Source organism: Pseudoclavibacter sp. RFBI5 (genome assembly GCF_002931395.1).
Lineage (GTDB): Bacteria > Actinomycetota > Actinomycetes > Actinomycetales > Microbacteriaceae > Pseudoclavibacter.
Window position 1 is genome coordinate 518,002 of the sequence record NZ_PSYA01000010.1, and the last position, 25,666, is coordinate 543,667.

22 protein-coding genes are annotated in these 25,666 nt (G+C 66.0%); 6 read left to right on the plus strand and 16 right to left on the minus strand.

Going from position 1 to position 25,666, the window contains the following annotated elements; translation table 11 throughout:
• Nucleotides 1–95 precede the first annotated feature (95 nt).
• The 3 genes from C5E06_RS09355 to C5E06_RS09365 are packed head-to-tail and all read right to left on the minus strand — an operon-like array spanning nucleotide 96 to nucleotide 4,735.
• Entirely contained in the window at nucleotides 96–887 is a 792-nt protein-coding gene (locus C5E06_RS09355) for a hypothetical protein (protein ID WP_104306663.1), read from the minus strand.
• Between the two features lie 34 nt (nucleotides 888–921).
• Nucleotides 922–3,759: a DNA methyltransferase gene (locus C5E06_RS09360; RefSeq protein WP_104306664.1), complete on the minus strand. Its 2,838-nt coding sequence runs from the start codon at nucleotides 3,757–3,759 to the stop codon at nucleotides 922–924.
• Complete coding sequence (locus tag C5E06_RS09365; protein ID WP_104306665.1) at nucleotides 3,722–4,735, minus strand: DNA adenine methylase; 1,014 nt, start codon at nucleotides 4,733–4,735, stop codon at nucleotides 3,722–3,724. The genes C5E06_RS09360 and C5E06_RS09365 overlap by 38 nt, the downstream gene beginning before the upstream one ends.
• A 95-nt stretch (nucleotides 4,736–4,830) precedes the next feature.
• Here C5E06_RS09365 and C5E06_RS09370 point away from each other — a divergent pair, with 95 nt between their 5' ends.
• Together C5E06_RS09370 and C5E06_RS09375 are read left to right on the plus strand one after the other, a co-directional pair.
• Nucleotides 4,831–5,883 carry an HNH endonuclease family protein gene (locus C5E06_RS09370; RefSeq protein WP_104306666.1) on the plus strand — a complete coding sequence of 351 codons (1,053 nt, stop codon included), beginning with the start codon at nucleotides 4,831–4,833 and terminating at the stop codon, nucleotides 5,881–5,883.
• A 112-nt stretch (nucleotides 5,884–5,995) separates the two neighbouring features.
• Complete coding sequence (locus C5E06_RS09375; RefSeq protein ID WP_104306667.1) at nucleotides 5,996–6,190, plus strand: hypothetical protein; 195 nt, start codon at nucleotides 5,996–5,998, stop codon at nucleotides 6,188–6,190.
• 69 nt (nucleotides 6,191–6,259) lie between these two features.
• On the opposite strand, the gene C5E06_RS09380 is transcribed toward C5E06_RS09375, so the two are convergent.
• From C5E06_RS09380 to C5E06_RS09390, 3 genes are read right to left on the minus strand one after another with little or no spacing between them, the layout of a single operon-like run.
• Nucleotides 6,260–7,018, minus strand: a complete 759-nt coding sequence (locus C5E06_RS09380) for a hypothetical protein (protein WP_104306668.1) — start codon at nucleotides 7,016–7,018, stop codon at nucleotides 6,260–6,262.
• Between the two features lie 44 nt (nucleotides 7,019–7,062).
• Nucleotides 7,063–7,383, minus strand: a complete 321-nt coding sequence (locus tag C5E06_RS09385; RefSeq protein ID WP_104306669.1) for a hypothetical protein — start codon at nucleotides 7,381–7,383, stop codon at nucleotides 7,063–7,065.
• The gene (locus C5E06_RS09390) at nucleotides 7,376–8,425 is read right to left on the minus strand and encodes a hypothetical protein (RefSeq protein WP_104306670.1); all 1,050 of its coding nucleotides are present in this window, start codon (nucleotides 8,423–8,425) and stop codon (nucleotides 7,376–7,378) included. Before C5E06_RS09390 ends, C5E06_RS09385 begins: the two co-directional genes overlap by 8 nt.
• Before the next feature lie 308 nt (nucleotides 8,426–8,733).
• On the opposite strand from C5E06_RS09390, the gene C5E06_RS09395 reads away from it, so the two are divergent.
• Nucleotides 8,734–9,336, plus strand: coding sequence for a recombinase family protein (locus C5E06_RS09395; protein WP_104306671.1), 603 nt, complete (start codon nucleotides 8,734–8,736; stop codon nucleotides 9,334–9,336).
• A 14-nt stretch (nucleotides 9,337–9,350) separates the two neighbouring features.
• Here the strand turns inward: C5E06_RS09395 and C5E06_RS09400 are convergent, their stop codons facing one another.
• Together C5E06_RS09400 and C5E06_RS09405 are read right to left on the minus strand one after the other, a co-directional pair.
• Nucleotides 9,351–9,644: a hypothetical protein gene (locus tag C5E06_RS09400; protein ID WP_104306672.1), complete on the minus strand. Its 294-nt coding sequence runs from the start codon at nucleotides 9,642–9,644 to the stop codon at nucleotides 9,351–9,353.
• 142 nt (nucleotides 9,645–9,786) lie between these two features.
• Nucleotides 9,787–10,311, minus strand: coding sequence for a DUF2690 domain-containing protein (locus C5E06_RS09405; RefSeq protein WP_104306673.1), 525 nt, complete (start codon nucleotides 10,309–10,311; stop codon nucleotides 9,787–9,789).
• A 780-nt stretch (nucleotides 10,312–11,091) separates the two neighbouring features.
• Between C5E06_RS09405 and C5E06_RS18955 the strand changes: the two genes are divergently transcribed.
• Nucleotides 11,092–11,700, plus strand: a complete 609-nt coding sequence (locus tag C5E06_RS18955; protein WP_146081341.1) for a hypothetical protein — start codon at nucleotides 11,092–11,094, stop codon at nucleotides 11,698–11,700.
• A gap of 26 nt (nucleotides 11,701–11,726) precedes the next feature.
• On the opposite strand, the gene C5E06_RS09410 is transcribed toward C5E06_RS18955, so the two are convergent.
• From C5E06_RS09410 to C5E06_RS09435, 6 genes are all read right to left on the minus strand, one after another.
• On the minus strand, nucleotides 11,727–12,785 hold the full coding sequence (locus C5E06_RS09410) for a hypothetical protein (protein WP_104306674.1): 1,059 nt from the start codon (nucleotides 12,783–12,785) through the stop codon (nucleotides 11,727–11,729).
• Complete coding sequence (locus C5E06_RS09415) at nucleotides 12,785–13,537, minus strand: hypothetical protein (protein WP_104306675.1); 753 nt, start codon at nucleotides 13,535–13,537, stop codon at nucleotides 12,785–12,787. The genes C5E06_RS09410 and C5E06_RS09415 overlap by 1 nt, the downstream gene beginning before the upstream one ends.
• 115 nt (nucleotides 13,538–13,652) lie before the next feature.
• The gene (locus C5E06_RS09420; RefSeq protein WP_104306676.1) at nucleotides 13,653–15,179 is read right to left on the minus strand and encodes a hypothetical protein; all 1,527 of its coding nucleotides are present in this window, start codon (nucleotides 15,177–15,179) and stop codon (nucleotides 13,653–13,655) included.
• Between the two features lie 67 nt (nucleotides 15,180–15,246).
• The gene (locus C5E06_RS09425) at nucleotides 15,247–16,335 is read right to left on the minus strand and encodes a J domain-containing protein (protein WP_104306677.1); all 1,089 of its coding nucleotides are present in this window, start codon (nucleotides 16,333–16,335) and stop codon (nucleotides 15,247–15,249) included.
• 42 nt (nucleotides 16,336–16,377) lie between these two features.
• Nucleotides 16,378–17,418, minus strand: coding sequence for a DNA methyltransferase (locus C5E06_RS09430; protein ID WP_104306678.1), 1,041 nt, complete (start codon nucleotides 17,416–17,418; stop codon nucleotides 16,378–16,380).
• Nucleotides 17,419–18,157: 739 nt separating this feature from the next.
• Complete coding sequence (locus C5E06_RS09435) at nucleotides 18,158–19,564, minus strand: hypothetical protein (RefSeq protein ID WP_104306679.1); 1,407 nt, start codon at nucleotides 19,562–19,564, stop codon at nucleotides 18,158–18,160.
• Nucleotides 19,565–19,843: 279 nt separating this feature from the next.
• Between C5E06_RS09435 and C5E06_RS09440 the strand changes: the two genes are divergently transcribed.
• The gene (locus C5E06_RS09440; RefSeq protein WP_104306680.1) at nucleotides 19,844–20,806 is read left to right on the plus strand and encodes a hypothetical protein; all 963 of its coding nucleotides are present in this window, start codon (nucleotides 19,844–19,846) and stop codon (nucleotides 20,804–20,806) included.
• 110 nt (nucleotides 20,807–20,916) lie between these two features.
• Entirely contained in the window at nucleotides 20,917–21,414 is a 498-nt protein-coding gene (locus C5E06_RS09445) for a hypothetical protein (RefSeq protein WP_104306681.1), read from the plus strand.
• 306 nt (nucleotides 21,415–21,720) lie between these two features.
• Here the strand turns inward: C5E06_RS09445 and C5E06_RS09450 are convergent, their stop codons facing one another.
• Nucleotides 21,721–24,663: a hypothetical protein gene (locus C5E06_RS09450; protein WP_104306682.1), complete on the minus strand. Its 2,943-nt coding sequence runs from the start codon at nucleotides 24,661–24,663 to the stop codon at nucleotides 21,721–21,723.
• A gap of 364 nt (nucleotides 24,664–25,027) precedes the next feature.
• Nucleotides 25,028–25,546, minus strand: coding sequence for a hypothetical protein (locus C5E06_RS09455; RefSeq protein WP_104306683.1), 519 nt, complete (start codon nucleotides 25,544–25,546; stop codon nucleotides 25,028–25,030).
• Nucleotides 25,547–25,666 lie beyond the last annotated feature (120 nt).

Below are 25,666 nucleotides of genomic sequence, written 5' to 3' on the forward strand. Positions count from 1 at the left end.
TCGTGTCAGTGGCCGGCCCTTGTGCCTCTGAAGATCGTTCCAGGCGGCAAGTTCGTAGGCGGTGGGCGAGCTCATGCGGCAAGCGTAGTGGCGGCTCAGAGCTGTGGAGATCGTACTGGGGCGAGTTGCCCGATGCTGGGGTCCTTCGTACCCGGGGCGAGCGCACCGGCGATAGCAGTGATGATGCCCTCGCGGTTGCCTTCGAGCCACGCTTCGACTGCGTCCTCACCCGCGGACTTCGACTTTGACGCCGACCACGTGGTGTTCTCTGCAGTCGGTGTGGAGAACGTGATGAAGTTGACAGTGACCAGGACAGGCTCGCTGCCGACCGGGACCTTGACCTCGTCCTCGTCGCCGCGAACTGCGGTCTTGAGGAGTGCGCTTTCGGCGTCTTCACTCACACGCTTGCGTGCGAGCACCAGCTCCGGCTTGTGCTCGGCGAGGTACGCGATCGCTTCGTGGATGCGCTCCGGGTCGATCTCCAGGTAGTCCTCGATCGTGTCTGGCGCGTTCTCTGTTGCCCAGGCGAGGTGCTTGTCGGCGTCCGAGATGGACGGCTTCGATGTGCCCGGGGACTTGTAGGAGAGCCCCCCGAGCGGGGTCTCGAAGACGCTCGCCTCCTTGAGGGCTTTGTTGTAGGCGGCGGCAGTCTTGAACTCAGAGCGGACAATCCGAGCGCGGCGCAGACGCATCGCGATCAGCGTCTTCTTCCGGTCGGCGGCGATCGGCGCCTCGAGGACCTTCTTGATCGTCTCGAGGACGGTGACGCGGCGCGCCGCGATCGCGCCATTCTCGATGGCGACCTCAACTTCGCGGGCTGCCTCGATCGGGTTCGTCGCAGGGACAGTGATGATGACGGCCTCGGCCGTGGCTTCTGAAGTGCTCATGCCCCGTCTATGCGGGCATGTGCGAAATCTTGTTTCAGGAACCTTCTACCGGCAGAGGTCTTGTCGGGAACGCCCACGTCGACGTCGATGAGACACCGGGCACGGGCCCCGGCGCGGTCACGCGATCCCCAGCAGCCTCGGCATCGCTGACGCTTATATTCAGGGCCAAGAGCTGCGCCAAGTCGTCGACGTCATCGGCGAACCCGTACAGGTCTCGAACCGAGGCCTCCAACTTGTCGTGGATCGTCCGCAAACTCGAACGACCCGGATGCCGAAGCACGTCGTACTGCTTCGCAAGCGTCACTCCGTCCGCGAGAGCCGCGGCTCTCAGCTCCACGAGCTCGGCCGCGAAGTCAGCTACCTGTTGCGCCTTGGCAGGGTCCGGAGTCTGCGGCCACGGGAAGCAGTCAGCGACTGTCGTTGACGTGTACCTGGGGTCCACACGCATGGATGAGCACCGCGCGCGGAACCAGAGCTCGTGCAATCGGCTTTGCAGTATCCCAAACGAATAGTCGTCCGCGAAGGGGAAAGCGACCGTGCTGTCGTCGACGAGGGTGCCCCCGTCCACGAAGGTGTAGACGGGGATTCGTCCGTCCGCGGCAACCCGGGTCAGGGCGATAAAGCGAGGCAGGCCAGTGAGCGACCTGATCATGTGTGGGCGCCGGCGCCACGTGAGCCACCAGGTCTGCAGGTACTTTGTCCGCTCTGCTGGCTTTCCCTTCTTTCGAAGTTCCTCGTCGGCCTTCGCTTGAGCGGCGGGCAGCGACGTAGCCTGCAGGTGCTCCATCACTGAAGGGAACTTCCGCCAGGCCTCGCTGGCGTCATCCGTTGCGAGGTCAATCGTCCAGCTGTCTGTGGCCGACTGCTTGAGGAACTTTTCACCTCCCAGGAACGGGTGCAGGATTTCCGCGGCCCCCGGGGCCTGGCTTATGAACTGCGCAGCCTGTGAAGGGGTGAGGCGGAATGCGGCCATGTTGCCGGCGGTCACTCCTTGGAAGACGGATCCCTTGTTGGCACGAATGATCTTCGCTGCGCGGAGGTCGATGTCAGTCGAGAGCGCCGAGGTGATCGTGTCGACAACCAGGGGCGCCGCGCCCGCGACCGCCCAGAGCTTCTTCTGGGCCGGTTGTTCACCTCCCTTTTGCCAGCAGACGATCGCTACCTCGACCACAGCATCCCCAGTCCATGGAACGGAAGGGTGCGCGTCGAAGATGACTCCTCCGTGGTCGACCACGTAGTCCAGCGATGCTCTGCGGCCACTCACCTCACGGATGGATTTGGTCGCCACGAACCCGGCGCGGCCGCCGTCGGGGAGGTGGTCGTGCGCGAGCGGGATCCAGTACGTCACGAAGTCCGCAAGGCCTCGCGTGCCGTACTTCCGATCGATCGCGTCGCAGTAGGCGTCTCCCAGCTCGGCCCGCATCTTGCCTCGACCGATAAATGGAGGGTTGCCGATGATGGCGTCTGCGGCAGGCCACGGGTCGAAGAGCGCATCCGCGCGAACGATCGACGACGAGAGGTTGTCGAGCGGAAGGACGTTCTCGTGCTCACCGAGCTCGTCAAGAGCCAGTTTCTTGCCGAGTTGCAGCGTGACCTTCGCGATCTCGACAGCGAACCCATTCGTGTCGAGGCCGTGGAACTGCTCGAGCGAGATGACCGAAAAGCTTGCTTGACCGGCAATGTTCCCGGACCTGCGGCGTTCTCTGATGCGTTCCTGGACTTCATGCTCGAGTCTGCGAAGTTCGCGAAACGCGATGTAGAGGAAGTTGCCGGATCCGCAGGCTGGGTCGAGCACCTGGAACTGGCTGAGGTCGCTGAGTACCCGCTCGAGCTCTGGGATGCTGTTCGCCTCGTCGATGCGCTTCTGCCAGGGTTCGACGATCACCGGTGTCACCACCATGGCTATCTCAGCGGGAGAGGTGAAGTGAGCCCCAGTCGCGTGGCGCTCACCGGCGTCCATGGAGCCCTCAAAGAGCGTGCCGAAGATTTCGGGACGCACGCCGCTCCAGTTCTCGCGAGCCGCGTCGCGGAGCAGTTCGACTTCGCCCTCGTCGAGCTCGATCGGCGTGATCGTCGCGAACAGGCCTCCATTGAAGTACGGGGTGCCCTTGAACCTGCCGCCGCCGGTGCTTCCTGGCGTGTTCATCTCGCGGAAGAGCCCGCCGAGCAGGTCGTACGCGCTGGCACCGGCGAGAGCATCGTCGAGGGCCTCGCTGAAGAAGTGCCGAGGCAGGAGACCGATGTCCTCGGAGAACATTGCCATCACGCACTGGAGGACAAAACGTTGAGCTTCCTCGGTGTCCACGTCACGGGTCTTGAGCGAAGTGAACAGCTTCGCGACCTTAGCTGCGGCCGCACGAGTGACTTCAACGAGGTCATTCTCGAATCGCGGCGTGGGGTTGTCGGGAAGCAGAAAGGCGAGCGCTTCCCAGCGGTGAGGAAGGTCCTCGAGCTTCACCCGATCCATGGGCGCATCGACCTGGTGGTCGAAGTCGTAGATCCAGAACTCGTCGAAGTTGCAGAGCACGGCGTAGCGGGGTCGGCTCGGCACAGCGCGAGTCCAGTAGTCGAAGATCTGCCGGTAGTGGCGGGCGAGTGATGAGCCGCGCTTCTTCATCTCGATGAGGACGACCGGCTTCCACATCAGGTCCGCGAACACGACACCCCCGCGCTCCTTCTTGATGCGGTCCTCGAATGTCGCACCCGCTTCGCGAACGCCTTCGTGACCGAACGCCTGGAAGAGCCGCTCAAGGTAGAGCTGCGCTTCGCCCTTCTCATCTCCGGAGAGGTTGCCCTGAACCCAGGAGACGTAAGCCCGGAGGCGGGATTGGAGGTCAGCGGTCGTCGACGGCGGCGTCAGCGTATCGGTCACTCGAGCATCGTATGCGGGATCGCGGTGCTGGCTCACCCACTCGACGCGCACCTTGTGCCAGGTTCCGCTGAAGCACAGCTACTGGCTCTGCGGAGCCCTTCCCGAGCGGGTTGGTCGTCACGTCAGCGATCTGGGGCGAGGTGATCAGGTACTCCGCGCCGATCTTTCCGAGGTGCGCGGCGTGCGGGATCTGGAACCGGGTGATCGCGAAGTCTCGGTAGGGCTCGCGCACGTCCGGATGCTCGTCGTAGGTCAGGACCCACGGGGTCGTGCACCGTTCGAGCGCAGTCGCGAGCCGCAGGTGCAGCTGGGCGTCCATGCCGGCGGCGTAGAGAGCGTTGCCGACGCCGACGTAGGGCGGATCGACGAAGAGGAAGCTCTCGTGCTCGACTCCGGACCCGGGCAGCAGCTCGATGAGGTCGATGCCGTCGCCGCCGAGCAGCTGGAGGCGCCCGCTGCGGCCGAGGCCAGCGACGGTCCGGAGCCTGGCGGCGAGCCGGTCCGCGGTGAAGCGGCTCCCCACTCGCCACTCTTCTGACTGGGCCTTCCCGCCCATTGGACCAACGTTGGCGGTGAGGATGCCGGATCGGGAGCACCGGTTGACGACGAACGCCGCGTAGCCGAGCTTGTCGACGGGGATTTGTTCGCCGGCGAGCGCCGCAGCCACGAGGTCGCGGCTCTCGAAGTACAGGTCCAATGTCGGCACAGTCACGGCGACCCGATCGGCAAGGTCGCTATTGCAGAGCGCGGAGGTCCAGAATGCGTGCAGGGCAGGGTTGAGCTCGGCAGCCCACACCTCCGGCACGTCATGGCCGAGGAGGGCCGTGAGGGCGGCGCCGAGCCCGCCGGCGAACGGCTCGATCCAGACTTCGGTCTCCAGGAGCTGCCGTGTCTCCCCCATCCGATCGGCGAGCCATGTGGACATGCGGGCCTTGCCGCCGGGGTAACGGAGCGGGCTGGCATGTCGGGTGGTCATGACCGTTCTATGCGGGGTGAAGAAGGTGACCGCGGGTGCCCCGGCGCGTCCCCGCATAGGAGCGGAGTCAGCTCGTCCTAGCCTGGAAGGCACGCATGTCTCTCTCCTCCACTCTCCGCACCGTCACCGCCGGGGCGTTCCTCGCACTCGTCACCACCACCACCGCCGTCGCCTCTCCCGCGTTCGCTTCTCCCGTGGCGACGCAGGCCCCGATCACGCTGGACATGGCGAAGAGCAACGTCGCGCCGCTCATCGACGCGGGATTCGCAACTCAGGTGGACGGCGCCTGGTACGTCGACGGCGCCGCGGTCGCGGCCGCTGCAGAGGGGCTTCGGACGGTGAACTCGTCGCAGACGGGCTATGACCGCGACCTGTTCAAGCACTGGTCCGACCCGGACGGCAGCGGCTGCGACGCCCGCAACGACACGCTCCGGCGTGACCTCATCAACGTCGTCCTCCGCGACGGCAGCGACTGCATCGTCGAGCGCGGCACCCTCAACGACCCGTACACGGGCGAGGCGATCCCCTTCACTCGCGGCGTCGCGACGTCCGGTGCTGTCCAGATCGACCACATCATCCCGCTCGCAGCGGCTTGGACCGGTGGCGCGAACGAGTGGGACGCTGGCAAGCGTGAAGCGTTCGCCAACGACCCGATGAACCTGCAGGCCGCCGAGGGGCGGGCCAACTCAGCCAAGGGCATGCGGCTCGCCTCTGAGTGGATGCCGACCAACACCGCCTTCCACTGCACGTACCTGGCCCAGACGACGAACGTCCTCAAGACCTACGACCTCGCCGTCACCCCGATCGATCAGGACGCGATCATAAACGGCGGCACCATCAACGGCGTCCCGTTCGCTGGCGTGAGCTCGTGTGCTCTGCCGGCGGGCGCGGTCGTGACCGTGCCATCGGCCACGCCCGTCGAGATGGTCCAGGTTACCGCCGCCCCTGAAGCGACCAGCACTACAGTTCCGGTCGGGGCTGAGACACCCGCCGCCGTCGCGCCCACCGAGGCCGCGCCCGAGGTCGAGGCTGAGTCCCCCGTCCTTGCGACCACCGGCGATGCGGCACTGCCCTGGACGCTGGGGCTGGCCGGCGCAGCGCTCGTCGCGCTGACCGCGCTCGTGCTCCAGCACCGCCGCAAGGCGTAGCAAGCCGAGATCGGCGGCTCTTCGAACCCCGTCACGCATCCCGCGTGGCGGGGTTCGTTCGTGGTCCCCGCATAGGTAGGTGACACCACCCCGCCGAACCATGGAGCCACACATGACCACTACGACGCACACCATCCCGGCAGCCCCAGCTCCGATCGAGCTCATTCCGATCATCGAGCGCGGTCCCGCCGTCGATCGCGGCTCTTCCGAGTCGGTCAACACCATGCGCGGCGTCCTCATGGGTCTGGCCGTCGTAGCCCCTTTCTGGGCCGCCGTGTTCGGGGCTGTTGCATTCCTCGCCCACTGACCCGCCTGCACGACGAAGCCGGCCTCCCGAACGATCAGGGAGGCCGGCTTCGTCGTGCCTGAGCAGGTGTCAGTCTTCGGTCGGCACCGCCGCGACCGTGAACGCCCCCTCGCCCGCGGGATCGAAACCGAGGCCGTATTGTGCAGCGAGTGCGCTCAACTGTCGACGGGTCTCGTTGAGCTCGACGACGGTGGAGACGCGGTGCCCACGCGGGCCACCGACGGTCGCCTTGTAACGGGTCTCCGCCGCGCGCAGCTCCGCGACCTTCCCGTTGACAACATCGCGGTCTTCGCGGTCGAGCTGGTCGAGGACCTGGCCTCGGTACTTGTCGAGGTGCTGGTGCGCGTATCGCTGCTCTGCGGGGAGGCCTTCGAAGTCGGTGTCGCGGTTGATCGCGGCCGTCTTGACGGTCCAGTTGGATGGGCCGGTGGATGCCGGGTTGAACACGTCGATCTTGGTCGACTCGAGTTCGTTTAGGTCGGCGTACCCGTACTCGCCGTCGCCGTGCCCGGTGATGCGGGCGTAGCCGAACACCTGGCGGGTCTCGGGGTCGTATTCGCAGACCCAGTAGTCGTAGCCGGGGCCGGAGTAGTGGGCGACGAACTGCTTCCCGCCGAGCCCGGACCCCTGCCCTTCTGTGCCGTAGAGGCCGGGCCATTCGGCGGCGCTGGCGGGAACGAAATCGTGATCGCGCACGTTTCGGTTCGTGCCCGGCCAGGCCGCAGACGGCTCAGCGGCGGGCGGTGTGTGGTCCTGAAACCCGAACTGGCCCCCGGTCGTGCCGTTGCCGCGGGCGGATTCACGGCGTGATGCTGCTGCAGTCGTCATGGCGAGTTGCTCCTCTTATATTCGTGGAACTTCGGCGAGTGTGGTCAACGGGCTCGGGCGGCGATGTTGTCGGGGTGCCAGCGGTGCGCGCGCCACGCCTTCCGGTGCGCCGGCATCCGCGCCAGCACCTGGTCGTGCCAGAGCTTCGGGAACCGCACCTGCAGCTCCGTCTTCTCCCCCACCTCGCACCTCGGCGCCCGATCGCAGACCATGCATCCGCCGAGGCCGATGTTCCGGCTGGAGGCGAACACGAACACAAACACGACGACATAGAAGATCCCGAACAGCACAGCGGGCGCCGTCACAGCCGCGGCGACGACGACCCAGAACGACGGCCAGTCGAGAGTGGCAAGCAGCTCAGGCATCGAACAGGGGGACGCTCGTCGGGTCGGAGCTGGGGTCCCACAGCGGCATCTTCCCGAACGTGCCGTTCGATGCCGGCAGTCCCTTGGACGTGTGCTGCGGGTCGATCCCGAAGGTGGCGGCGTCGCGGGCGAGCTTCGACATCTGACGCAGGTTCGCGTCGTCCGTCTTCGCGTTCAGATCGTAGAGCCCCTGCTCTGCGAACTCCACGAGCTCGTCGACGTCGTCGCTGTCGCCACCGGTCGCGTAGTCGTAGATGACATCGCCGTCGCGGTCGAAGACGCGGTTGACGGTGATGTTCTCCTGTTCCTCCTCGAACGCGTCAGCGTCGCGAGTGTGGACTTCCACGTGGCCCACCTGGTCGAGCCGGTAGTCCTCGGCGTAGGCGGCGAGGTCCTGTCGGTACAGGTCGATGGTGGCGTGCGCTTCTGCGCGGGCTCGGTCCATTGCCTCGAAGTGGAGATCCTTCGCTTTATCGACGGAGAGGTCCACCTTCGAGATGGTCAGCTGGTACTCGCGGTCGAAGTCCGCCGACATGGCCTGGTACTCCATCGCGGAGAGCGCGATCGCCGCATGCTCCCGCAGCCGGTCCCGGTCGGTCTCGAGGGTGGTGAGCTTGTTCTGCTCCGCCTTCGTGAGCTTGCGATGCTCTCCCGCGGCGGTGTCTTTGATCTGTTCGATGTCGTCGTCGAGCTTCTCCACCAGGTCGACGTGGTCCTTGTCGAAGATCGCTAGGTCCCGAACTCGCACGACGTCCGGATCTTCCACGGGCTCGTCGTAGCGGCCGATGCGATCGGCGAAGGTCACGTCTGCGCGAACAGCGGTCGGGAACAGGGCGAGGAGCTGCTTGCCGGCGTAGACCTGACCGGTGGAGATGAGGTTGTCCCGAGCCTTCGTGTAGGCGGCGATCTGCTCGTCCATCTGCTTCACCCGATCGACCGGCAGGAACATGCCCGGCGCCGAATGGGTCTGGAGGCCGAACTGACCGGCGGATGCGACACCGTTGCCTCGGGCAGCTTCGCGTCGAGCGGTTGCAGTCGTCATGGGTGTCGCCTCCGAAGTCGGGTGTTCGTCACCGGCACTGTGTGCGGCGACAACTCGATACCTCCTCTATGCGGGGAATGGCCAATAGCGGCTGCCGCCCGAGCGCTCCCCCGGAGAGGCGTCGACCTGGCCAGGACGATCCGGGGGCGACAGGCGCGAACCTCGCGGCTCGGGGTGTCCGTAAGCCGAACGTCATTTGCAACCAGCGGGAGTCGTGACGGCATGCGCGGATTTGCTCGGCCCCGAGTGTGCGTAAGACCTGTGCGTAGGGACTCGCAGTGACGGGGTCCTATACGCCACACTGGAGCGTGACCTCGCTCAAAATTGGGTACGCCCGCGTCTCCACCGTCGATCAGGACCTCACCGCGCAGACCGACGCACTCGAGCGTCTCGGCGTGACTGCGGACCGCATGTACCTCGACCACGGCATGACGGGCGCCAACCGATCGCGACCCGGCCTCGAGAAAGCCTTGGCCGTCTGCCGCTCGGGAGACATGCTCGTCGTCACCAAACTCGACCGCCTTGCCAGGTCCGTGAGGGATGCGAGCGACATCGTCGACGAGCTCATGGCGAAAGAGGTGACCTTGAGCATCGGTGGCGCCATCTACGATCCGACCGACCCGGTCGGCCGGCTCATGTTCAACGTGCTCTCCATGGTCGCCGAGTTCGAACGTGACCTGATCCGGCAGCGCACGCGAGAGGGCATGGCGGTCGCGAAAGCGAAGGGCAGGCTCAAGGGAAAGCAGCCGAAGCTCTCCGCCTCGAAGCAGCGCCACCTGGTGGAGCTCCAGGTCGAGGGCCGCATGAGCATCGGAGAAATCGCGTCACTTTTCGACGTGTCGAGGGCGACTGTGTATCGCACGGTGAAGCGGGCGGACGCCGCGTCAGCCACTGCCGACGCCGAGGCCTAAGCCGCGCGCGGCACCTACACTGCGAACGAACGCAGGGCGACGGCGCTGGCCTCGTTGACGTCGCGGATCCAGTTGGCGATGAACTGCTGCATGCTCGCGCGGTGCGCCGGGGTGAGGACTCCTCCTGGTCGGGCGACGTCCCCGTCGACGTGGATGCTCGCGTCGCTCCGGGAGGTGGCGGTGACGTGCAGGACAGGCGTGAAGCCCCAGGCGCTTTCCACGAACCGGGTGAGGTCGGTGGCGAGGAGTCTCGTGAGGGTGTCGCCGGCAGTGGCGGTCTTGCGCGGGAGAGCGGCGGTGCGGTTCACGGGTGGCTCCTTCGGCCAAGGGGTGGTGTGTACCTCTTCTATGCGGGGCAACACCTGACCGAGAGCACGGTGGTCGAACCTTTGGCGCTTACGTAGGAAATCCCCGCCACGACTTGCGTGGCGGGGATCGCTTCGACCGAACCTAGACTGACTTCGTAGACTCCCACCCGCCCATGGCGCAGTCGAATGCAGAGCCGACGATGCCCGGCCCTCCGCACCACATCTTCGCCTCAGCTTTGACCGCCTTGACGGGGCTGTAGATCATCGGTGTCCACGCGGAATCGCCGTTGGAGAGCTTCGCGGTTGTGAGCTCCAGAGACTGACTGTATCCACCGTCCTGCACAGCCCGAATCGCCATCGGCGAACAGTTCATGCACAGGCCGGTCGGGTATTTGGTCCAGCGAGCCCAGTTCGTCTCGCAAGATGGGGACCACCTAACTTCGATGATTCCGCCCCCGAGCTCGGTTTCCAAGCTTGTGACCGTGTAGGCGTCCCCGGAGCAGCCAGCCTCGATCGGGTCGAGACCCGAGCAGGCATCACCCTCGCAACCGGGCGCCGTCTGCGAGACAGCTCTGGGAGTCGGTCTTGCGGCTGCGGGTGAGGCAACCAGAGTGAGTGAGGCCAGCAGCCCCGCTGCGATCGCCAGGTATTTGAGAACTTTCGACATTGTGTCCTCCTCCAGAAGTGATGCCCAGGTGCATCATCGATTTGAGCCTATGCGCTCGGCCATTCCGTAGATAGCATCGCTTGGGACGAATGCAGGGCTGATGTCTTCCAATATTGACAGGAGCGTGTGGTGGCCAACAGAACTGAATCCTCCTGGACGGGTTTCGCGCCTTGGCTGGTGAGTGCCATGGACGGGCAGGGCGTCGGAAACGCTTCGCTGGCCTTGGAACTGCAGTCTTACGAAGTCTCTGAGAACACCATCGCCAAGTGGCGACGAGGGGACACTCGTCCACAGGTACGGTTTCTACCCGCGATAGCCCGCGCCTTGGGACGTGACCCTGTCGAACTTGCCATCGTGATTGAGGCGCTACCGCCGTCATATGCGGCACGATCGCAAGTCGAGATGGCGGTACGCATGTCGTCCCTACAGGCGGAGCTGGCGGACCTCTATGCAGTTCGAGGTGACGAACGGCACCGCAGCCGCCTTTCAGATCTCGCGCTAGCCGTGTCCCAGACACCGGGTTGGTCACTTTCTGTGAGTGGTGCCTTTTCTGGCCCCCCTGCTGACCCTTTGCATCTATCCACCCGACTGTCCTTCGCTCATTCCGACCTCGAGAACATCACCCACGACGCAGCTCTTGACGTGTTCGGGGCGCTCCTACAGAAACTTGACGCATCTCGAGCGGAGTCCAAGTTGGGGTCGGTTGCATTCTCGTCACCGGTCTATGCACGCCCGTCTGCGCCTGTCGGGGCCACGCATCCACAGTGCACAGGGGTTGTGGTGCTCAGCACAACGATCAAGTCTTTTGTGCCGGTTTTCTCCCGCCGCCTCGCAGACAGATTGTCGTATGGGCTGACGAGTGCCTTGGATCTCGCTGCAAATGTTGCTGGGAAGAGTATCGACGAGGTCCTGTCCCCCGAGCGGGCCGTCCAGACCTTTATGCTCCTGCGAAGCCCGCCCGAACGATACGTTTCTTACCACTACGAGGCTACCGAGATCCGAGACTCTCTCACGGTCGAGGCACTGTCCACACTGCCGTTCGATGGGGCTGTGGCTGTGTGGTTGAGAGAGTCACGGCAACTCCTCCAACATGCCGTGCTGCATCGATCCGAAACAGACCAGTCGAGCATCGCTCACGATCTCGACGAAGCTCTCTCCCACAGAGCTGCAGTAGACGAGGAGATCGAAAACCTGGGCGAACGAGCCATCGTGGTGAAGGTGGACTTACCTCCAGATGTTGACCCGACCATCTCGCCGAGCACCATCAGAGATTCACGAGTCGTTGCGGCGCTGGAAGCGGCAGATGTAGTGGCCGACCAACTCTTCGCCTCAGGCCTCTGCACCAGACTCGAAGAAAACGTCTATCCCCCAGTAGTCACCCGGAACTGACCGCTGCGCGTTTGTGGCCTGATTGCCTACTCAACCGGATATACGTCCGGCCAGGTCAGGTCGGTGCCGGGGATGCGCTCCCCCGCGAGGTCCTCGGTCATCTCGCGGAACTCCTTATCTTTCCGCCAGCGGCCGGCGAACTCGGCCACCACCTCGTCCGGGGTCTTGCCTTGCTTCGCGGCGATCGCGTCGACAAGCCGGCCGAAGTCGGCGCCGTGCCCTTCCGAGTGGGCGAGCATCTTCGTCCGGTGCTCGGGCGAGCAGTCGACCTTCCCGGCGATGTAGAGGACGGTACCGACCTCCCGCAGCTGTGACTTCGCTTCCGTCATCGCGGCTCGTTCGGTCTTGATCGTCTGCGGCCACCTCGATGCCCACGCGCCGATCTTGAGCGGCTCCCCGTTTGGGGCGGCGATGGCTTTCGCGGCGGCCGAGAGCTTCTTTTCGTCCCGCTCATGCGTCTGCACCTGTCGGGCTTCGCGCGCCTGGCGTTCCTCCGGCAGCTCCATCTTCGTCGGCCGGTCGACGGGCGCTGAGGGGAAGCAGACGGTGCAGGCTCGGTCGCCTGCGTCCTCGACGAGCTCGGTCTCGGCCCTGTCCGAGTACTCCGGCAGCAGCTGGAACCGAGTCGTCGGATAGCAGGTGGAACAGCCGAGGGACGAGTGGACGTGCCCTTGCGGGACGACGAACGCGCGCGGCCACCGACCACGACGGGCGTGCTCCTCGTCGATCAAGTTCATCTGCGCGCGCAGCGGTTCGATGATAGCGCGGGCTTCCTCGACCTTGACCTGCGCCTGCTCAAGACGCTGAACTCGGGTCATGCCGTAGCGGAAACGTTCGTCGGCGTGCTGGAGGACGTCGACCTGACGCAGCGCGACCGCCTTCATCTGCTCCGCGGCCGACAGCCGGTCGAGGACCTCGTTGAGTTCGGTGTCGACGCCAAACGGCGTCATCGCCTCGTACGGGTAGACCGTCTCGAGCTCCCCCACCGGCGCCGAGTGCTGCTGGTGGCCGAACTGGCCGCCGACGGTGCCGTTGCCGCGGGCCTGCTCTCGTCGTGCTCGCGCGTCCGAGCTGAGCTGCGTCATCAGTTGCGTCCGTTCAGGCGTGCGGTGGCGGTGACGTTCGTGGCGCGGTCGGGGTCGAGTATAAGCCGTTCGAGCACGGCGCGTGGAGTCGTCGGGTTGGCGGCCACCGAGTGGCGCACGCGTGCGAGCGAGTGCTGGCTGAGCGCGTCGGCATCTTCCTCGGTGAGCGTGCCGTTGCTGGCCGCGGCGGCAAGCACCCGAGGGTCTTCATCGACGAGCAGCCGTTCCCGCACAGCCTCCGGCAGGGGCCGGTCGGCCCACGCGGCGACCTGGAAGCGCTCGTCCGCGTCGGGGCTGGTGGCACCCGCCTCAAGCACATGGTCGGGGCAAGACCGGTGCGCGAGGACGTGCTTGCGGCGGAACGGGTCCTGGCTCGTCCACATGACCTCGGACGCGATCACGGGCAGCTCGTCTCGGCGGGCGGCGGCGATCGTCATGGCCGCGGTCTCGTCGCTCTCGATGAGGTCGGTGACGAGATCCTCGGGGGTGGCGGAGTTTTCGATGAGCGCCTGATTGATGTCGTCGTTGCCGAGCGCTGCGAGCTCGAGGATGCGCGCCCGCTCCTCGGTGGCGCCGGCCTCGTCACGGAGCTTGTCGATGACCTCGGCCGCGGTGTCGTAGCTGTCGACCTGGGTGGCGAACGCGGACTCATCGAGCGCGGGGGCCGAGTGTCCCTGGAAGCCGAACTGTCCGGGCTGGGTGCCGTGGCCGCGGTGCTGCTCGCGGGCCTTGTCGGCGTCGAAGTTGGTCACGGGGGCTCCTGTCGGCGGGTGTGGGGTGCTCTTCCCGCACTGTGTGCGGCGGAACTCACAACTAGGCCGCCACCGCAGAAGTCGCGGTGACGGCCTGGTCCGGATGCTCGATCGGCTAGCTGCCGGGGGCGATATCGATGCCGAGGTCAGCGGCCGTCTGCGCGAAGATCGGCGACTCCGCCTCGGAGGTCTCGCTGGCTTCGACCGCGGGCTCCGCGTCGACGGCGGATACTGTCTCCTCGACGACGTCCACTTCCGCTGTCTCGACGAACACCTCAGCGTCTGCCTCGACCGGCTCGGCTACCTCGCTGGCGTAGTCCGGCTTCGCTTCGGCAGGCCCCGATTCGGCGTCCAGGGTCGGCGGCAGCCAGAAGCTCAGGTCCTCCCCCTCGTCCACGGCCGGCGCGGGCACGTACGCCGCCTCGGTTTCCGTCGTGAGTTGTGCTGGGGCGGGTGTGTCAATGGTCGTCATGTCGGTTCCTGTCGGCGTCGGGGTTGCGGTGGACTGCGTGCGCGCGGTGATCCCGTTCGTCGGCGTCGTCTCCTGGAGCGACGGGACCGCCGTGGGAGCGGGCACGAGCGGGATGACGACGCCCTCGCCGGTCGTGTACGAGTCACCGCACGGCACCCACGACGCGGAACCCGCGCCACCGGTGTTGACGACGGCGAAGTTGATCACGAGGCACGTGGACAGATCGAGCGGACCACCGTAGGACTGGCCAGCCCCCGTCTGGTAGAGGATGTCGCGGTCGGCGGCGTTCTCCCACCACGTATTCGCGGCGGCCGTGCCAAGGCTCTCGAGCGGGCCCGCGTTCGTGCTGAGCCACGTCGCCTCGTTGGACGGAACAACCTGACCGGCGTGCGGGTCCGCGGGCATGGTGCCGAGGCTGAGCTCGACTGCCTGCTCCCCCGGCTTGAACGAGAACGCGTCCGTGCCGACGAGGAAGCGATCGGCGGGGAGCGCGGACAGGCCGTTCTCCGCGCGGATGGCGTTGTACTGCTCGATGAACGCCGTGAGCATGTCTTGCGTCACGTCCGCCTCGTGGAGCCCCGCGATGACCGGGTTCTCCGGCGTCTCGGGGTCCGTCGGGTCGGTGGGGTCGGTCGGGTCCGTGGGGTCGGTCGGCGTTGTGCCTCCGTCGCCGGAGCCGGGGTTCGTTCCGCCACCGCCGGGGTTCGTGCCCCCGTCGCCGGGCGTGCCGGGGGTTGCACCGCCGCCGCTGTCGCCACCAGTGCCACCGCCGACGGGGTTCGTGATGACCCCGCCGACGGGCGGCGCGAAGTTCGGAAGCTCCGGTGACGCTTCAACGCTCGTGTTGCCGTTGCCGTTGCCGCCGGCTGGCGGGATGAGGGTGTTCGGGTTCACGACGACGTACGTGTCATCGCGGTCGCCGTTCGTGGTCGGCGACGGGGATGGGGAGGTGAGCGGCGGCGCATCGCTGACGGCCTGAGGCACGGTCGGACGCGGGGTCGCTGGGGCGGTCGAAGACGGCACGGAGGAGCCCTGCGTCTTCGTCGGATCGGGGGTGCTGTCGGCGACGTTCGAGGTCGGAGCGCACGCGGCAAGTGCGATCAGCGCGACGGAGCCGACGCCGAGCGCGGTCACCGTCCGTCGCTGGCGAGTGAAGGTGGAAGCGGACATGGGAGCCTTTCGCGAAGAGCGTGCGGGTGGTCGTCAACTCCTCCGGCGCAGAGTCGTATCCCTTCCCCTATGCGCGAGCCGGTGTCCGACACGGATCCTCGGTCCACTTAAGCCACGCGGTGAAGTCCGCGATGAAGATGCGGGCGACTTCCGTGTCCTGGTCGTTGAACGCCAGCACCCACTCGCCAGGTTCGGGAGTGGTGCTCATCATCCACGCGCGCACCGACACTCGGTCGCCTTCGAGGGTGTCGATGAGCAGCTCCCGCTTGCCGGGCACGCTTGGGCCGACCTGCATGACCTGGCCCACGACACCGTTCGGAGCATGCTCGTTCACGAACGCCGCCCACCGGCGCGCGCCCTCGTCGCGCCTCTCGATGCTGATCCGCGCGTGCCGGTAGCCAAGAGCGTCCATGAGGCCGCCGACGGTGACGTTGCGGAGGAACAGCACTCCATAGGTGGGGAGCGCGACGATGATCGGCATGAGCCACGGTTTCTCGGACGAGAGGACGAAGAACTCGACGATGGGCGTCCACCTGAACCAGGTGAGGAGCAGCATCAGGGCAAGCATCAGGACCGTCAGGATCGGCATCGCGATCTGGAACACCGACCAGCGCGGGGACACCAGCGTGGGCAGGGCGAGGATCGTCGCCCACACGGCCAGGAGCGTCGTCTTGTGCGAGACGACCGAGATGTCGGCAGGCCAGAACGCCCAGTCGCCGTGCATGAGCGCGAACACCGGGACGACGACCATGAGCACGTTCAGTACGATCGCAGCGATCCACCACCCGGACTTCCCGGGACGCTGATCCTTCGGGAGCCGCGTCGGCGCTTCCATCGGCCCGTCGCATTGTGTCAGGTCCAGGCGAGGTGACGCCGGCGCAGTCTTCTGAGCCGACCTACTGGCGGACGAGCTCGAGGAGGCGCGCGGCTGATTCCGCTCGCGCGTTTGGCGCAGGTCCGCGTTGTAGAGGTGTCGGGAGTCGGGCTTGGAGAGCACGTCGAACGCTTCGGTGATGAGCGCCGCCCGGGCAGGGTCGTTGCCGCCCATGTCGGGGTGGACTTCGCGGATGAGGCCGCGGAAGGCGCGCTTGATGTCGGCCTCGGACGCGTCTTCTGCAACGGCGAGCACCTCGTAGTGGGTGGCGTTGCCGGTCATGGTCGCGCCCTTTCCTGATCTGATGAGTGGTTGGTCGCCTGGCTATGCGGGCACGAGCGACCGGAACCGCTCACGCACGAGCGGGATGTGGTCCGCGCTCTGCTCGATCAGCAGCGTCTCGTGGCCGAGGCCCACCCGTTCGGCAGCCTCGGCAGTCGCGCCGGTGCCGGCGAACAGGTCGAGGATCTTCATGCCGGGGACTGGACAGGCGAGCTTTACGAGCCATTCCATGAGCGCGACGGGCTTGACCGTGTGGTGGCGGACGCCGTCGACGATGGGCCGTTCCCGGCCGGATGCCCGCCCGGAGTAGTGGAACTGCGGGAAGTACCGCGACGACCCGCGCTTCTGCAGCTCGAGCTTTGCGGCCGGGCATCCGATCTCGCAGGGGCCGCCTTCGACGCAGTCGGGGCCGTGGATGAGGAGCATGTTCGTCGGCCACCGTCCGCCCGGATGGCTCGAGGACGGCGCCGACCCGCGGGACATGTTCAGCACATCCCCCGCGATCGCTTTCCCGGGTGGGCGGGAGCGGTCATCGTCAGTCGGGACCCGGCACGCGTCGATGCCGAGCCCGCCGACGCCGTGCCGGATGATGTTGTCGACCAGGTCCCCGTCGAGCGGTTTCCTGGCGATGAGGATGGGTTCGTGTGCGGGCTTCATGATGTTCTGCGCCCCCGCGAACCGCTCCGCGAGGTCCGGGTGGCCGCGCTTCACGAGGAGCTCTTGCAGCTCCAGCCGCTTCGGGAACCCGTACGACTTCACCCACGCCACCATGCCATCGCGCACCTCCCAGCCGGCGTTCTCCACCGCCGTCACCAGCCGATGGTGCGTGCGCGGTGCACCGAAGGCGATGAGGTTCCCACCGGGTTTCACCGTCCGCATCGCTTCCGCCCAGACGTCGACGGAGAACGCAATCCCCGTCGCGTCCCACGACTGGTTCACCTGCCGTGCGAAGTCCAACTCGTAGGGCGGGTCGGTGACGATCGCGTCGAAGGTGTTGTCCGGGATCCCGCGGAGTGCGTGCTCGGAACGGGCGTGCAGGAGGGATGAGTGGGCGGAGAGGCGCTCGGCGCTCGGGAAGGTCATGCCCTTTCTATGCGCGAGCGCGGGTAGTGCAGCGATCGGCGTGTCCGCTACGCGGTGCTACAGTCGCATCACCAGCACCCTCGCGGCCTCTCTCGTGCGCACGATGACGCCCCCTGCGGGGGTCCTTTTGGTTTCGGGCTAGGTTCGTTGAATCGGGACCTCCCGACCTTGCTCGTCGGCGAGCGGAGGATGTTCGAGGTGCCAGTGTTGGGCCGCGGCGCCTCCCGCACGACGGCGAACCTCGTCACCTGCGTCGCTCGGCCGCGCCATCGGGACCGCCGGGGCCGGAAGATCGCCGCGAGCTTGGTCCGCCAGATCGGCCCCGAGGAAGAGTCCATGCCGCCTCTATGCGGTCACGTCTCCACCGGCGCTGTCACAGTTGCGCTTCCCCCAAGGCGCTCCCGTTCGACCCCAAAGTCGCCGTCCTGCAGCTCGCTCAGATCGACCCCGCACGTCACTTCGCGAAAACCGCCTCGGCCCTGAGGGACGAGGCGGTTTAGTCCGAGCCAGATTTACAACGCGTAGCGTGGAACCCCAACCTTGCTGTCGGGAGACTTGAAGACGTCTCGCCTGTCGTCATTGGGACGTTGCACGGGCGCCTCGCGCCGCACAGCGAACCGGGTGACCTGCGTCGGTTTTGTGGACCACAGCCCGACACGCTTGGTCTCAGGCTTCTCGTTCTTGGGCATCTTGACCTCCTCGACACCCTCACTCTATGCGTGGGTTGGTCTCGGGACAATCAGTACTTGCCGAGACGCGCCGATCTGGTCAGGAACCAGATGAAGGCCACGAGCGTCTGCACTAGGAACAGCAACCACCCGACCGAGGCCGCCAGAGCGAGGAACCACCAAGCAAATTCCAGAGACGTGCCCGTGGCAATCAGAACCGGCGACGCCGCAAATATAAAGAACAGCAAAGCGCACAGACCGACGGTGACCCTGAAGGGCATCGCGAGGTTGTCGGCGAGCGTCGAGCCGTGTCGAGCGGCAGAGATTCCGAACAACAGAGCGGGGAAGGAGAGGAGAACACTGACCGCACTCCCGCCGCTCGATGCGAGGCCAATGGGATCACCCCATGCGGCGAACGCCAGGAGCACCGACGCAGTGAACGTAAGGAAGAGGCCAGCCTGTAGATGAGCTGGTGACCCGAGACTAGTGAGTTCGACTAACCCATCCCTGGCGGGAGCCGAAAGAAATTTCGCGTGCACGTGCGCGGACGTGTCGTTGCGCTGCAAAGCCGCATGTCGTCCATCACTGTCGGATCCTTTGGGGAGAGTCAGCACAGTGCATGCAACCCCGGATGGCACCACGAACTCAAGGTGATACGACTCCGCGTCGCTGGGAGCCGTCAACGGAAGGTAAAGCTGGTGGGCGGAAGCTAGCAGTTGCAGCCACTTGATGCCCCCGGTTGAGTTGGTCGACCACAAGTAGGAGACCTTGACCAGCGAACGTGCCCCTAGCTTTGTCGCGGGAAGAAGTAGGTACATGATGAAACCCGTACTCAGATCCCTGGTGAATGTGGCCAGCTTCGAACCAATGAGCCGGTGATCGATGACGTCGTGCTCGCCGTACAGGCCGTGCTCAGTTAGAGCGACAGCAACCTCGTGTGCGTTGTCCGAGTTCCCCACGATGTGTTTCAGCGCGTCGATGAGCAGAGGGTCGAGATCGCGCACTGCGACCCCGAGGGTTCTCGCGTACGCCAGCGAGAGTATCGCCACCGTCAATCGCTCGTTCTCGCGTCGAGTCAGTGTTGGAACAGACTTGGTTCCCACAACGTCAACGTCGAACTCGTGGAGCGGTTTTTTCTCCACGATGGCGATCGGAGCTAGCACCTGACCCTTCACGTCCCCACTGGACTTGAGGCCTCGCTGGCTCGGGTCATACGCGAAATGAGGATCTGACGGCAAAGTCATGTCGATCGAATGCTTCAGGCGCCCACGGTTGCCGTCTGTCGGCTCGTACCTGTCGATGCGACGATGGCACCACCTCGGCCAAGAACCGACCGCATCCAGCATCGAGCTGACGAGCCTTTCGTCCGACAGCTCATACTTATCGTCTTCACCCGGGGCCCTCGACGGCATCTTCGAGGGCTTTCTGCTCCCCCTAGAAACGAAGTTCGCTACCTTCGTGATCAGCGACCAGGACATGGCTGACTACAGAGCGCGTCATCGTTATGCATTCTCTGAGGGTAACGCTTGAACGGTGCGACCAGTTCTTACACGCTTACATGCTCTGGGGATGGCGCAGTTCACGTGTAGATCATGCTGCACCACTTCTAGGCGTGGGTGCTCTAGCCCTGATAGCTGCCCCTCGGCGGCGTCCAGAATCGGTCCCCGCATAGTGTCCCTGCAGCACCCTTCCTGCGGAGGCGAGGGTGCGGCCGACCACGCCCACTCCACCTCATCCCGATTGCGAGCACACCCCTTTTGACTCCCATCCCGTCACGTCGTTCCTGGGTCACCGAACCCGGTGAATCCCTCGTCGACCTCGCCTCTGCCCCCACCCACCCCTTCATCCTCATGGCCCGTTTCGCGGGCTTCCTCGACGAGACGGGTCTGCCAGCGGACGCGATCGTGTCTCCGGACTCGATCGCGTTCCCGCTCGCGCCTCGCTGGCCGGATGAGGACCCCTATCCGAGCATGAGCGGCGGCTTGCTCTGGCATCCGCTGTTCTGGCTCCCGCTCGAGGTGTCCCTCCCGTCCGTCTCCAAGCACCCGGTGACGGGCGAGCTGTCGATGGAGGGCACCGACGAGTTCGGTCTGCGCGTCGCGCTCGAGATGGAAGGGTCTGGCCTCTACGACGCTGAGACCGGCACCTGGCTCGACGTGCTCATGACCTTCGCTGGTCTCGACGCGGACGACCCTGCCGTGCAGCAGCGCGTGCTCGCGTTCTTCGCAGGCGCCGAGGATCCGGAGCTCGCGAGCATTGATCTGCAGCCGATCCTCGCGACCCCCGACGACGCCGCGTCGAACCCGAACTGGGCGTCCGACGTCGCCGCGGAGCTCGCTGTCGACCACGCCCGCGTCCGCACCCTCATGGGTCTCGTCACGTTCGGCGAGATCATCGCCAACGAGGGTCGCGGGTTCGTCACCCCCGGTGACGACTCCCCCGCTGAGCCGAAGCTCCTCGCGGAGTCTCTCGCGCCTGCTCTCGCGGCGTTGCACCTGCCGGACCTCATCGCCATCGAAGGTGGCGCGCAGGTGGCGGCGGAGCAGTACTTCGGGCAGACCGGGGACTACCTGGAGCAGCACGAGGCTTCCGGCGACGCCGACTACTCCGTCATCCTCGACGGGCTGGGCCGCGTCATCGAGATGGTGACCGCAGGTCTGGACGCGGAACTCGAGGCGATCGCCGCCAAGCACCAGGAGGCGGACGCCGACAGCGAGTAGTCCGCGCGCGCTCCACTTCGAAGGCCCCTGCGACCCTGTTTCGCTGGGGCCTTTGGCGTGCCCGCATAGACGGGGTGACCAGACACCGCCGAATCAGAGGACGCCCCACCATGTGGCCCTTCCGCCGTCGCACCACGACCACCGACGCGACCGACACCGCCGAGGTGTTCGCGCGCCCACCGATGCTCGCGCGCGTCGATGACGACGTTGCCGAGGACTCGTTCTGGACCGAGAGCCCGGCGTCGCCGCAGCGCCCGGAGTACCTCGACTTCGCGGACTCGATCCCCGCCTCACGTCACCCGGCCATGCCGCTCGCCACGATCCTCCTCGACCGGCCCGCGCCCGTCCGTCGGGAGCTCCCGCCGACCTACCTCGACGCGGCTGTGCACGACATCCTCAACGACCTCGTCGGACCCGCCGGCCGCTACCGCTTGGTCCCGCGCACGCCCGGCGAGTCTGACGGGGACGAGATCTTCACCAAGCTCATCGTGCAGGAGGTCGCGGACCGCATCGGCATCAGCATCGACGAGGCGTTCGACCCGCAGGAACTGGAAGCGCCGACGGCACCGGTCTTCGCGATCGACCCGCACCGAGCCCGGGGCGGGTAGCTGGGCCGTTCAATCTAGACGCGTATTCAATGAAACTGAACTGGCCTCTAGGTTGAACGCAGGCGGAGGCCGCTACCTGGTACCGAACGAGATCGCCGACTACGGGCCTGCAGCGCTTTAAGTGTTCGCGCCGCGGGAGCACGAAGAACTTCACTGCGACCGGAGAGCCCACCCGCAGGCAGCAGACGCGTGAGAGCAAGTTCGAGTCCGGTCAACTCCACGACCTGTTCGAGGTTCTCGCCGACACCTGCGCTGATCCGTGTCGTTAACGTCGAGCTTTGTGTCGGGGGCGACGCCGAAATCTCTTCAGGGTCGACGGGCTCGGAGCGCCTCACCTGCGACGAATCGAATGAGCTTGTCGTGATCCGCCGCCAGTACATTGAGCACGTCCGTTGGTACATCTGGGTTGAAGACGACCAGCAGTGCGAGGTCTGCGTCCTGCGAGGCGAGCCCAAGGAGAACGTCGGTGGAAGCAGCAGGGTTGAGAACGACCGCCTGACGGACTTCCTGGCGGTCGTCCTCAGCGAGCAAGCGAAGAAGGGCCTCGCTCGTGTTGGGGTTCCCGGCGGCGACGCAACGGACCTTGTAGCTCCGCGGGTCGCCGGCGAGCGCAGTGAGTATCCCCAAGCTCGCTGCGTCGTCGTATCCCGCCTCCTGGCGGTCTTGAGCCTTGGTGCTAGATGCCAGCGCGATCAGCCGTCGTTGTTGGTCTGAGCCCTCGAGCTCATGGCTTCCAACTCCAGGCGCTGTCTCGAGTTCGTTCGAGTCGCTCGCGGGTGGCGTTTCCGGGGTAGCTGGGTTCCGCGTCGCAGCGAGTCGAACGGCGTAGTGGTCATCCCGCCTGAGCGCACGTAGGGCATCGTCCGACAGGCGGGTATCGCTCGCGGTCGCTGCCCTGACTGCCCAATGGGGATCCTGGGCCAGGCGGTGCAGCGACACTAGTGAGTTCCGTCCCGATGCTGCTGCAGCCGCTCGCACTACCTCCTGAGAGTCTTTGCCCAGCATCTCGACGATGTCGACCGGGGTTCGAGGATGCTTCGCCACCTGGGCGCGCACGTCCTCACGCGAGTGGCGTGCGAGCAGGGTCAGGCTTTCCTCGCTCGTGCAGTGGTGCTCGGAAGCCAGCCATGGCCCGTCTGCGTCCGACGACTGCCGCTTCGACACGACGTCCAGAGCCGCGGCGACGATGGCGCGATGCGGTGAGAGCTCGGGGCGCCGTTGCAGCAGTACGAGGACCTGGAAGGAAAGCTCGTGCAGTCGGAGGCTCAGGAGTTCCTCCGCGACCTCGACACCGCGAACGAGGGGTAGGTTAGCGTTTTCCAGGCATGCGAGCTTCAGGAACGCGTCCGTCGACCCGCTCAGAGTGTCCAGGACGGTTGCGGGAGCGGACGGGTTGCAGGCGAGCGCGGTTCGGACTTCGGAACTGGCCACAGCGGCCAGGTCGCGGAGGATCGGTTCGGGCGTGTGAGGTGATTCTGCGAAGAAGACCCGGTCGTCGCGGCGGCGGCTCGTGAGAAGTTTCCGGCCGAGCTCCGTGCGGAAGTCGTCGCTCAGTCGCGGATGCACAGCGAGCTGCTGCCGCCTGGCCCTGGTCGCCCCCTCAGCGAGTTCCATCAGGGCTTCCACGGGAGTCGCCGCGTGGCTGATCGCCAACTCGAGCACGTCGGCGGCTGCCTCGCGTCCACCGAAGAGCAGACGCGCGTCGTACGAGGCGACGAGGTTCTCCAGGATGGGGTGGAGAGCCGCGTGGTCATGTGGGCGGGAGCGCTTCAGTGCGTCCACGCGAACTCCTGGGTCGGGGTCGCCGAAGAGGGCCAGGCATTCTTTGTGGTCCTCGACGGACTTCCACCGTGCGGCGATCCGGCGGAGCCAGCTCGGCTGTTCCGGGCTGAAGAACTCGTCGAGGACCTCTTGCGGAACGCTACGCTGGAGCCACTCCGGCACACGATTCGCGCGCCCGCGCTTCCACTCCCACCGCATCGTCTCGATTGGGAGCAGCCCGCCCTCAAAGACGCTTGCGTTCTGAGACGTCATGAGCCAGAGAACCTGGTGGACCCAATGTGACGGTCCCATCTCCGGACGCCTCAGCTGAAGTTGAGCAAGTTCAGCGAGCGTTCTGCGGGTGTCCAGGGCGGACTCTGCGACGACCGTCTCGGGTACCGCCACGCCCTCGCTCACGTCCCGGGCCGAGCTCACCGCCGCACTCGGTCGCTTCCCGATCTGCACTCGAGGCGCTCGTGGATGCCGTTCTGCCGCTTCCCGGACGAGGCAGCTCCGATCCTCCCGGAGCACGGCGATGACGTCGGCGGCTGTGTCTGGGTTCAGCGCCACTCCCTCCCGGACGGTCCAGTGCCGGTCCGCGCTGAGTCGACGCAGGGTAATCGGGTCAGTGCTGGTGTTGCGCGCGATCCGACGGCGCACACGTTCGCTGTCGTCATCAGCGAGGTAGTCGAGCGGTGCTGGGCGTGTCAGAGGATTCTCGGCGACCACGATCTTGAGTCGGGCTTCGCTCGGCTCGTCGTAGTCCCGTTCGCTGCGGTCGCGGCGAACGGCCTCCGCGAGTCCTCTGCGCAGTTCGGGTAGGAGCACCTCTGGATCGCCGCCGATGAGACGTGCAACCGGCCAGGCCTGTGTCATTGCCTGGCGCGGGAACCACAGCCCGACCTCGCGAATGCGGTGCTCGTCGCCCAGGTCGAGCAGCACGTAGGCGAGGAGATGGAGGAGGAACTCGCGGAGGTCGGATGACCTCAGCGTCGAGTAGGCCTTGCAGTCGTACAGCGTCCCGTTGACGATCCAGTCGCCATCGGCGCCACCGACAAGCCGACCACCGGCGAAAGTCGGACCAGGCACGTATTCGCCGCCGTCCGAAATGACCGCTTGCCACCGTGCCAGCGGCTGCTCGTTCGCTAACATCATCGACCGGATGTCCGCGATCGCGAGCGGGTCCAGTTGCGCCGCGAGTTCCTCGCCGTCCTGCACTTGGTCACAGGCCTTCCCGATTGAGCCCGCGAGAACTCCTGTGCCGCCGCGATAGATCTGCTCGCACTGCGCGAGCAGCAGCGCAGCAAGGTCGAGGTCCTCCTCATCCGACGGCGCGGACAGGAGCCGTTCGGCGACCTCGAAAGAGCCCTGCAGCACGGCGGCTCTGTGCTGCCCGTTCGTGACGGCCGGGGCGAGACCGGGAAGCGCGGCCGCGCCGGCCAGCGCAGTTGACCGCAGCAGGTCGAAGTCGCCGAGCGCCATGCGCATGCGCAGATCAATGGCTGTACCGGCACGAGGACCGTCCACCTGCGGGAGCTTCGGCGATACCGTCCGCGTCTTCAAGAGGCGGGTGAGCCCCCATGCGTCGGCACGAAGACGTTCTACGGCCTCGAATTCCTCGACTTCGCCGAGCTCCGGCGAAACATGCTCCAGGTAAATGCGTAGGGGTGAACGCAGATCCTTGAGGTGCTCGGTCAGGGACATGCGTTGGCCTTCCGTCGGTGAGCGCAGCACGAGCGATCCGCGGCGGCTGCAGCAGCAGTTTCTGCGCCTCGCCGGTCACGTTTCTCGCCAGCATATGCGCGGGCCCCACCGGGCGTGCTCGGACCGCGGCCGGCCCGCACCGCTTCGGTCAGTTGAGTGCGGTGAGTGGCACACTCATCGACTGGGGTGCGCGCGGCGGCTTCCCGTCGCTGTCGAGGAAGACGTAGTAGAACCGCGTCGTCAGCTGGATGCGCTCGGTGTCTGGCGCGTCTGTGGTCGTGCTGAGGGCATCAGCCGTGAACACGTGCGGCGACCATTCGTCGCCGAGTGCCGCCCGGACCCACACTGTGGCGTCGCCCTCGTCGACCGGGAGCCGGGTCCCCAGGAGTCGATGGTGTGCCGCCACGGAGATGGTCACGACGAAGCCGTCCAGTTCCGGATCGTGGCAGTGCGCGGCTTGGCTGGTGACCTGGCCGACGATCGTCAGGTTGGCGTGCGGGTTTGTCGTCGAGCGAACCGGCCCCAAGCCTGGCAGCTTCGGGGCGGTCTCCTGGGTCACCGGCACATTCGACTGGAGCCAGTCGGGCGAGTCGGATGTGCGGAGTTCGCTGCGGAACCTTCTGAGGTCAAACTCATGGCGGCGCGTGAGCGTGCGAATGCTGGTCATGCGTGCAAGGTACGCACGGCCACCGACATTTCCTGCGTGGAGAGTTCTGAACACACACTCCACGTGGAGGGACGTCTCGTTCCGCATCTGTTGCGGCATGAGAGGTCTCGAGACCTCACG

Bases quoted from the DNA above. Each gene is read 5' to 3' on its own strand.
- C5E06_RS09355 (WP_104306663.1), bottom strand. From the start codon at position 887: ATGAGCACTTCAGAAGCCACGGCCGAGGCCGTCATCATCACTGTCCCT.
- C5E06_RS09365 (WP_104306665.1), bottom strand. From the start codon at position 4,735: ATGACCACCCGACATGCCAGCCCGCTCCGTTACCCCGGCGGCAAGGCC.
- C5E06_RS09370 (WP_104306666.1), top strand. From the start codon at position 4,831: ATGTCTCTCTCCTCCACTCTCCGCACCGTCACCGCCGGGGCGTTCCTC.
- C5E06_RS09375 (WP_104306667.1), top strand. From the start codon at position 5,996: ATGACCACTACGACGCACACCATCCCGGCAGCCCCAGCTCCGATCGAG.
- C5E06_RS09380 (WP_104306668.1), bottom strand. From the start codon at position 7,018: ATGACGACTGCAGCAGCATCACGCCGTGAATCCGCCCGCGGCAACGGC.
- C5E06_RS09385 (WP_104306669.1), bottom strand. From the start codon at position 7,383: ATGCCTGAGCTGCTTGCCACTCTCGACTGGCCGTCGTTCTGGGTCGTC.
- C5E06_RS09390 (WP_104306670.1), bottom strand. From the start codon at position 8,425: ATGACGACTGCAACCGCTCGACGCGAAGCTGCCCGAGGCAACGGTGTC.
- C5E06_RS09405 (WP_104306673.1), bottom strand. From the start codon at position 10,311: ATGTCGAAAGTTCTCAAATACCTGGCGATCGCAGCGGGGCTGCTGGCC.
- C5E06_RS09410 (WP_104306674.1), bottom strand. From the start codon at position 12,785: ATGACGCAGCTCAGCTCGGACGCGCGAGCACGACGAGAGCAGGCCCGC.
- C5E06_RS09420 (WP_104306676.1), bottom strand. From the start codon at position 15,179: ATGTCCGCTTCCACCTTCACTCGCCAGCGACGGACGGTGACCGCGCTC.
- C5E06_RS09425 (WP_104306677.1), bottom strand. From the start codon at position 16,335: ATGACCGGCAACGCCACCCACTACGAGGTGCTCGCCGTTGCAGAAGAC.
- C5E06_RS09430 (WP_104306678.1), bottom strand. From the start codon at position 17,418: ATGACCTTCCCGAGCGCCGAGCGCCTCTCCGCCCACTCATCCCTCCTG.
- C5E06_RS09435 (WP_104306679.1), bottom strand. From the start codon at position 19,564: ATGTCCTGGTCGCTGATCACGAAGGTAGCGAACTTCGTTTCTAGGGGG.
- C5E06_RS09445 (WP_104306681.1), top strand. From the start codon at position 20,917: ATGTGGCCCTTCCGCCGTCGCACCACGACCACCGACGCGACCGACACC.
- C5E06_RS09450 (WP_104306682.1), bottom strand. From the start codon at position 24,663: ATGCGCATGGCGCTCGGCGACTTCGACCTGCTGCGGTCAACTGCGCTG.
- C5E06_RS09455 (WP_104306683.1), bottom strand. From the start codon at position 25,546: ATGACCAGCATTCGCACGCTCACGCGCCGCCATGAGTTTGACCTCAGA.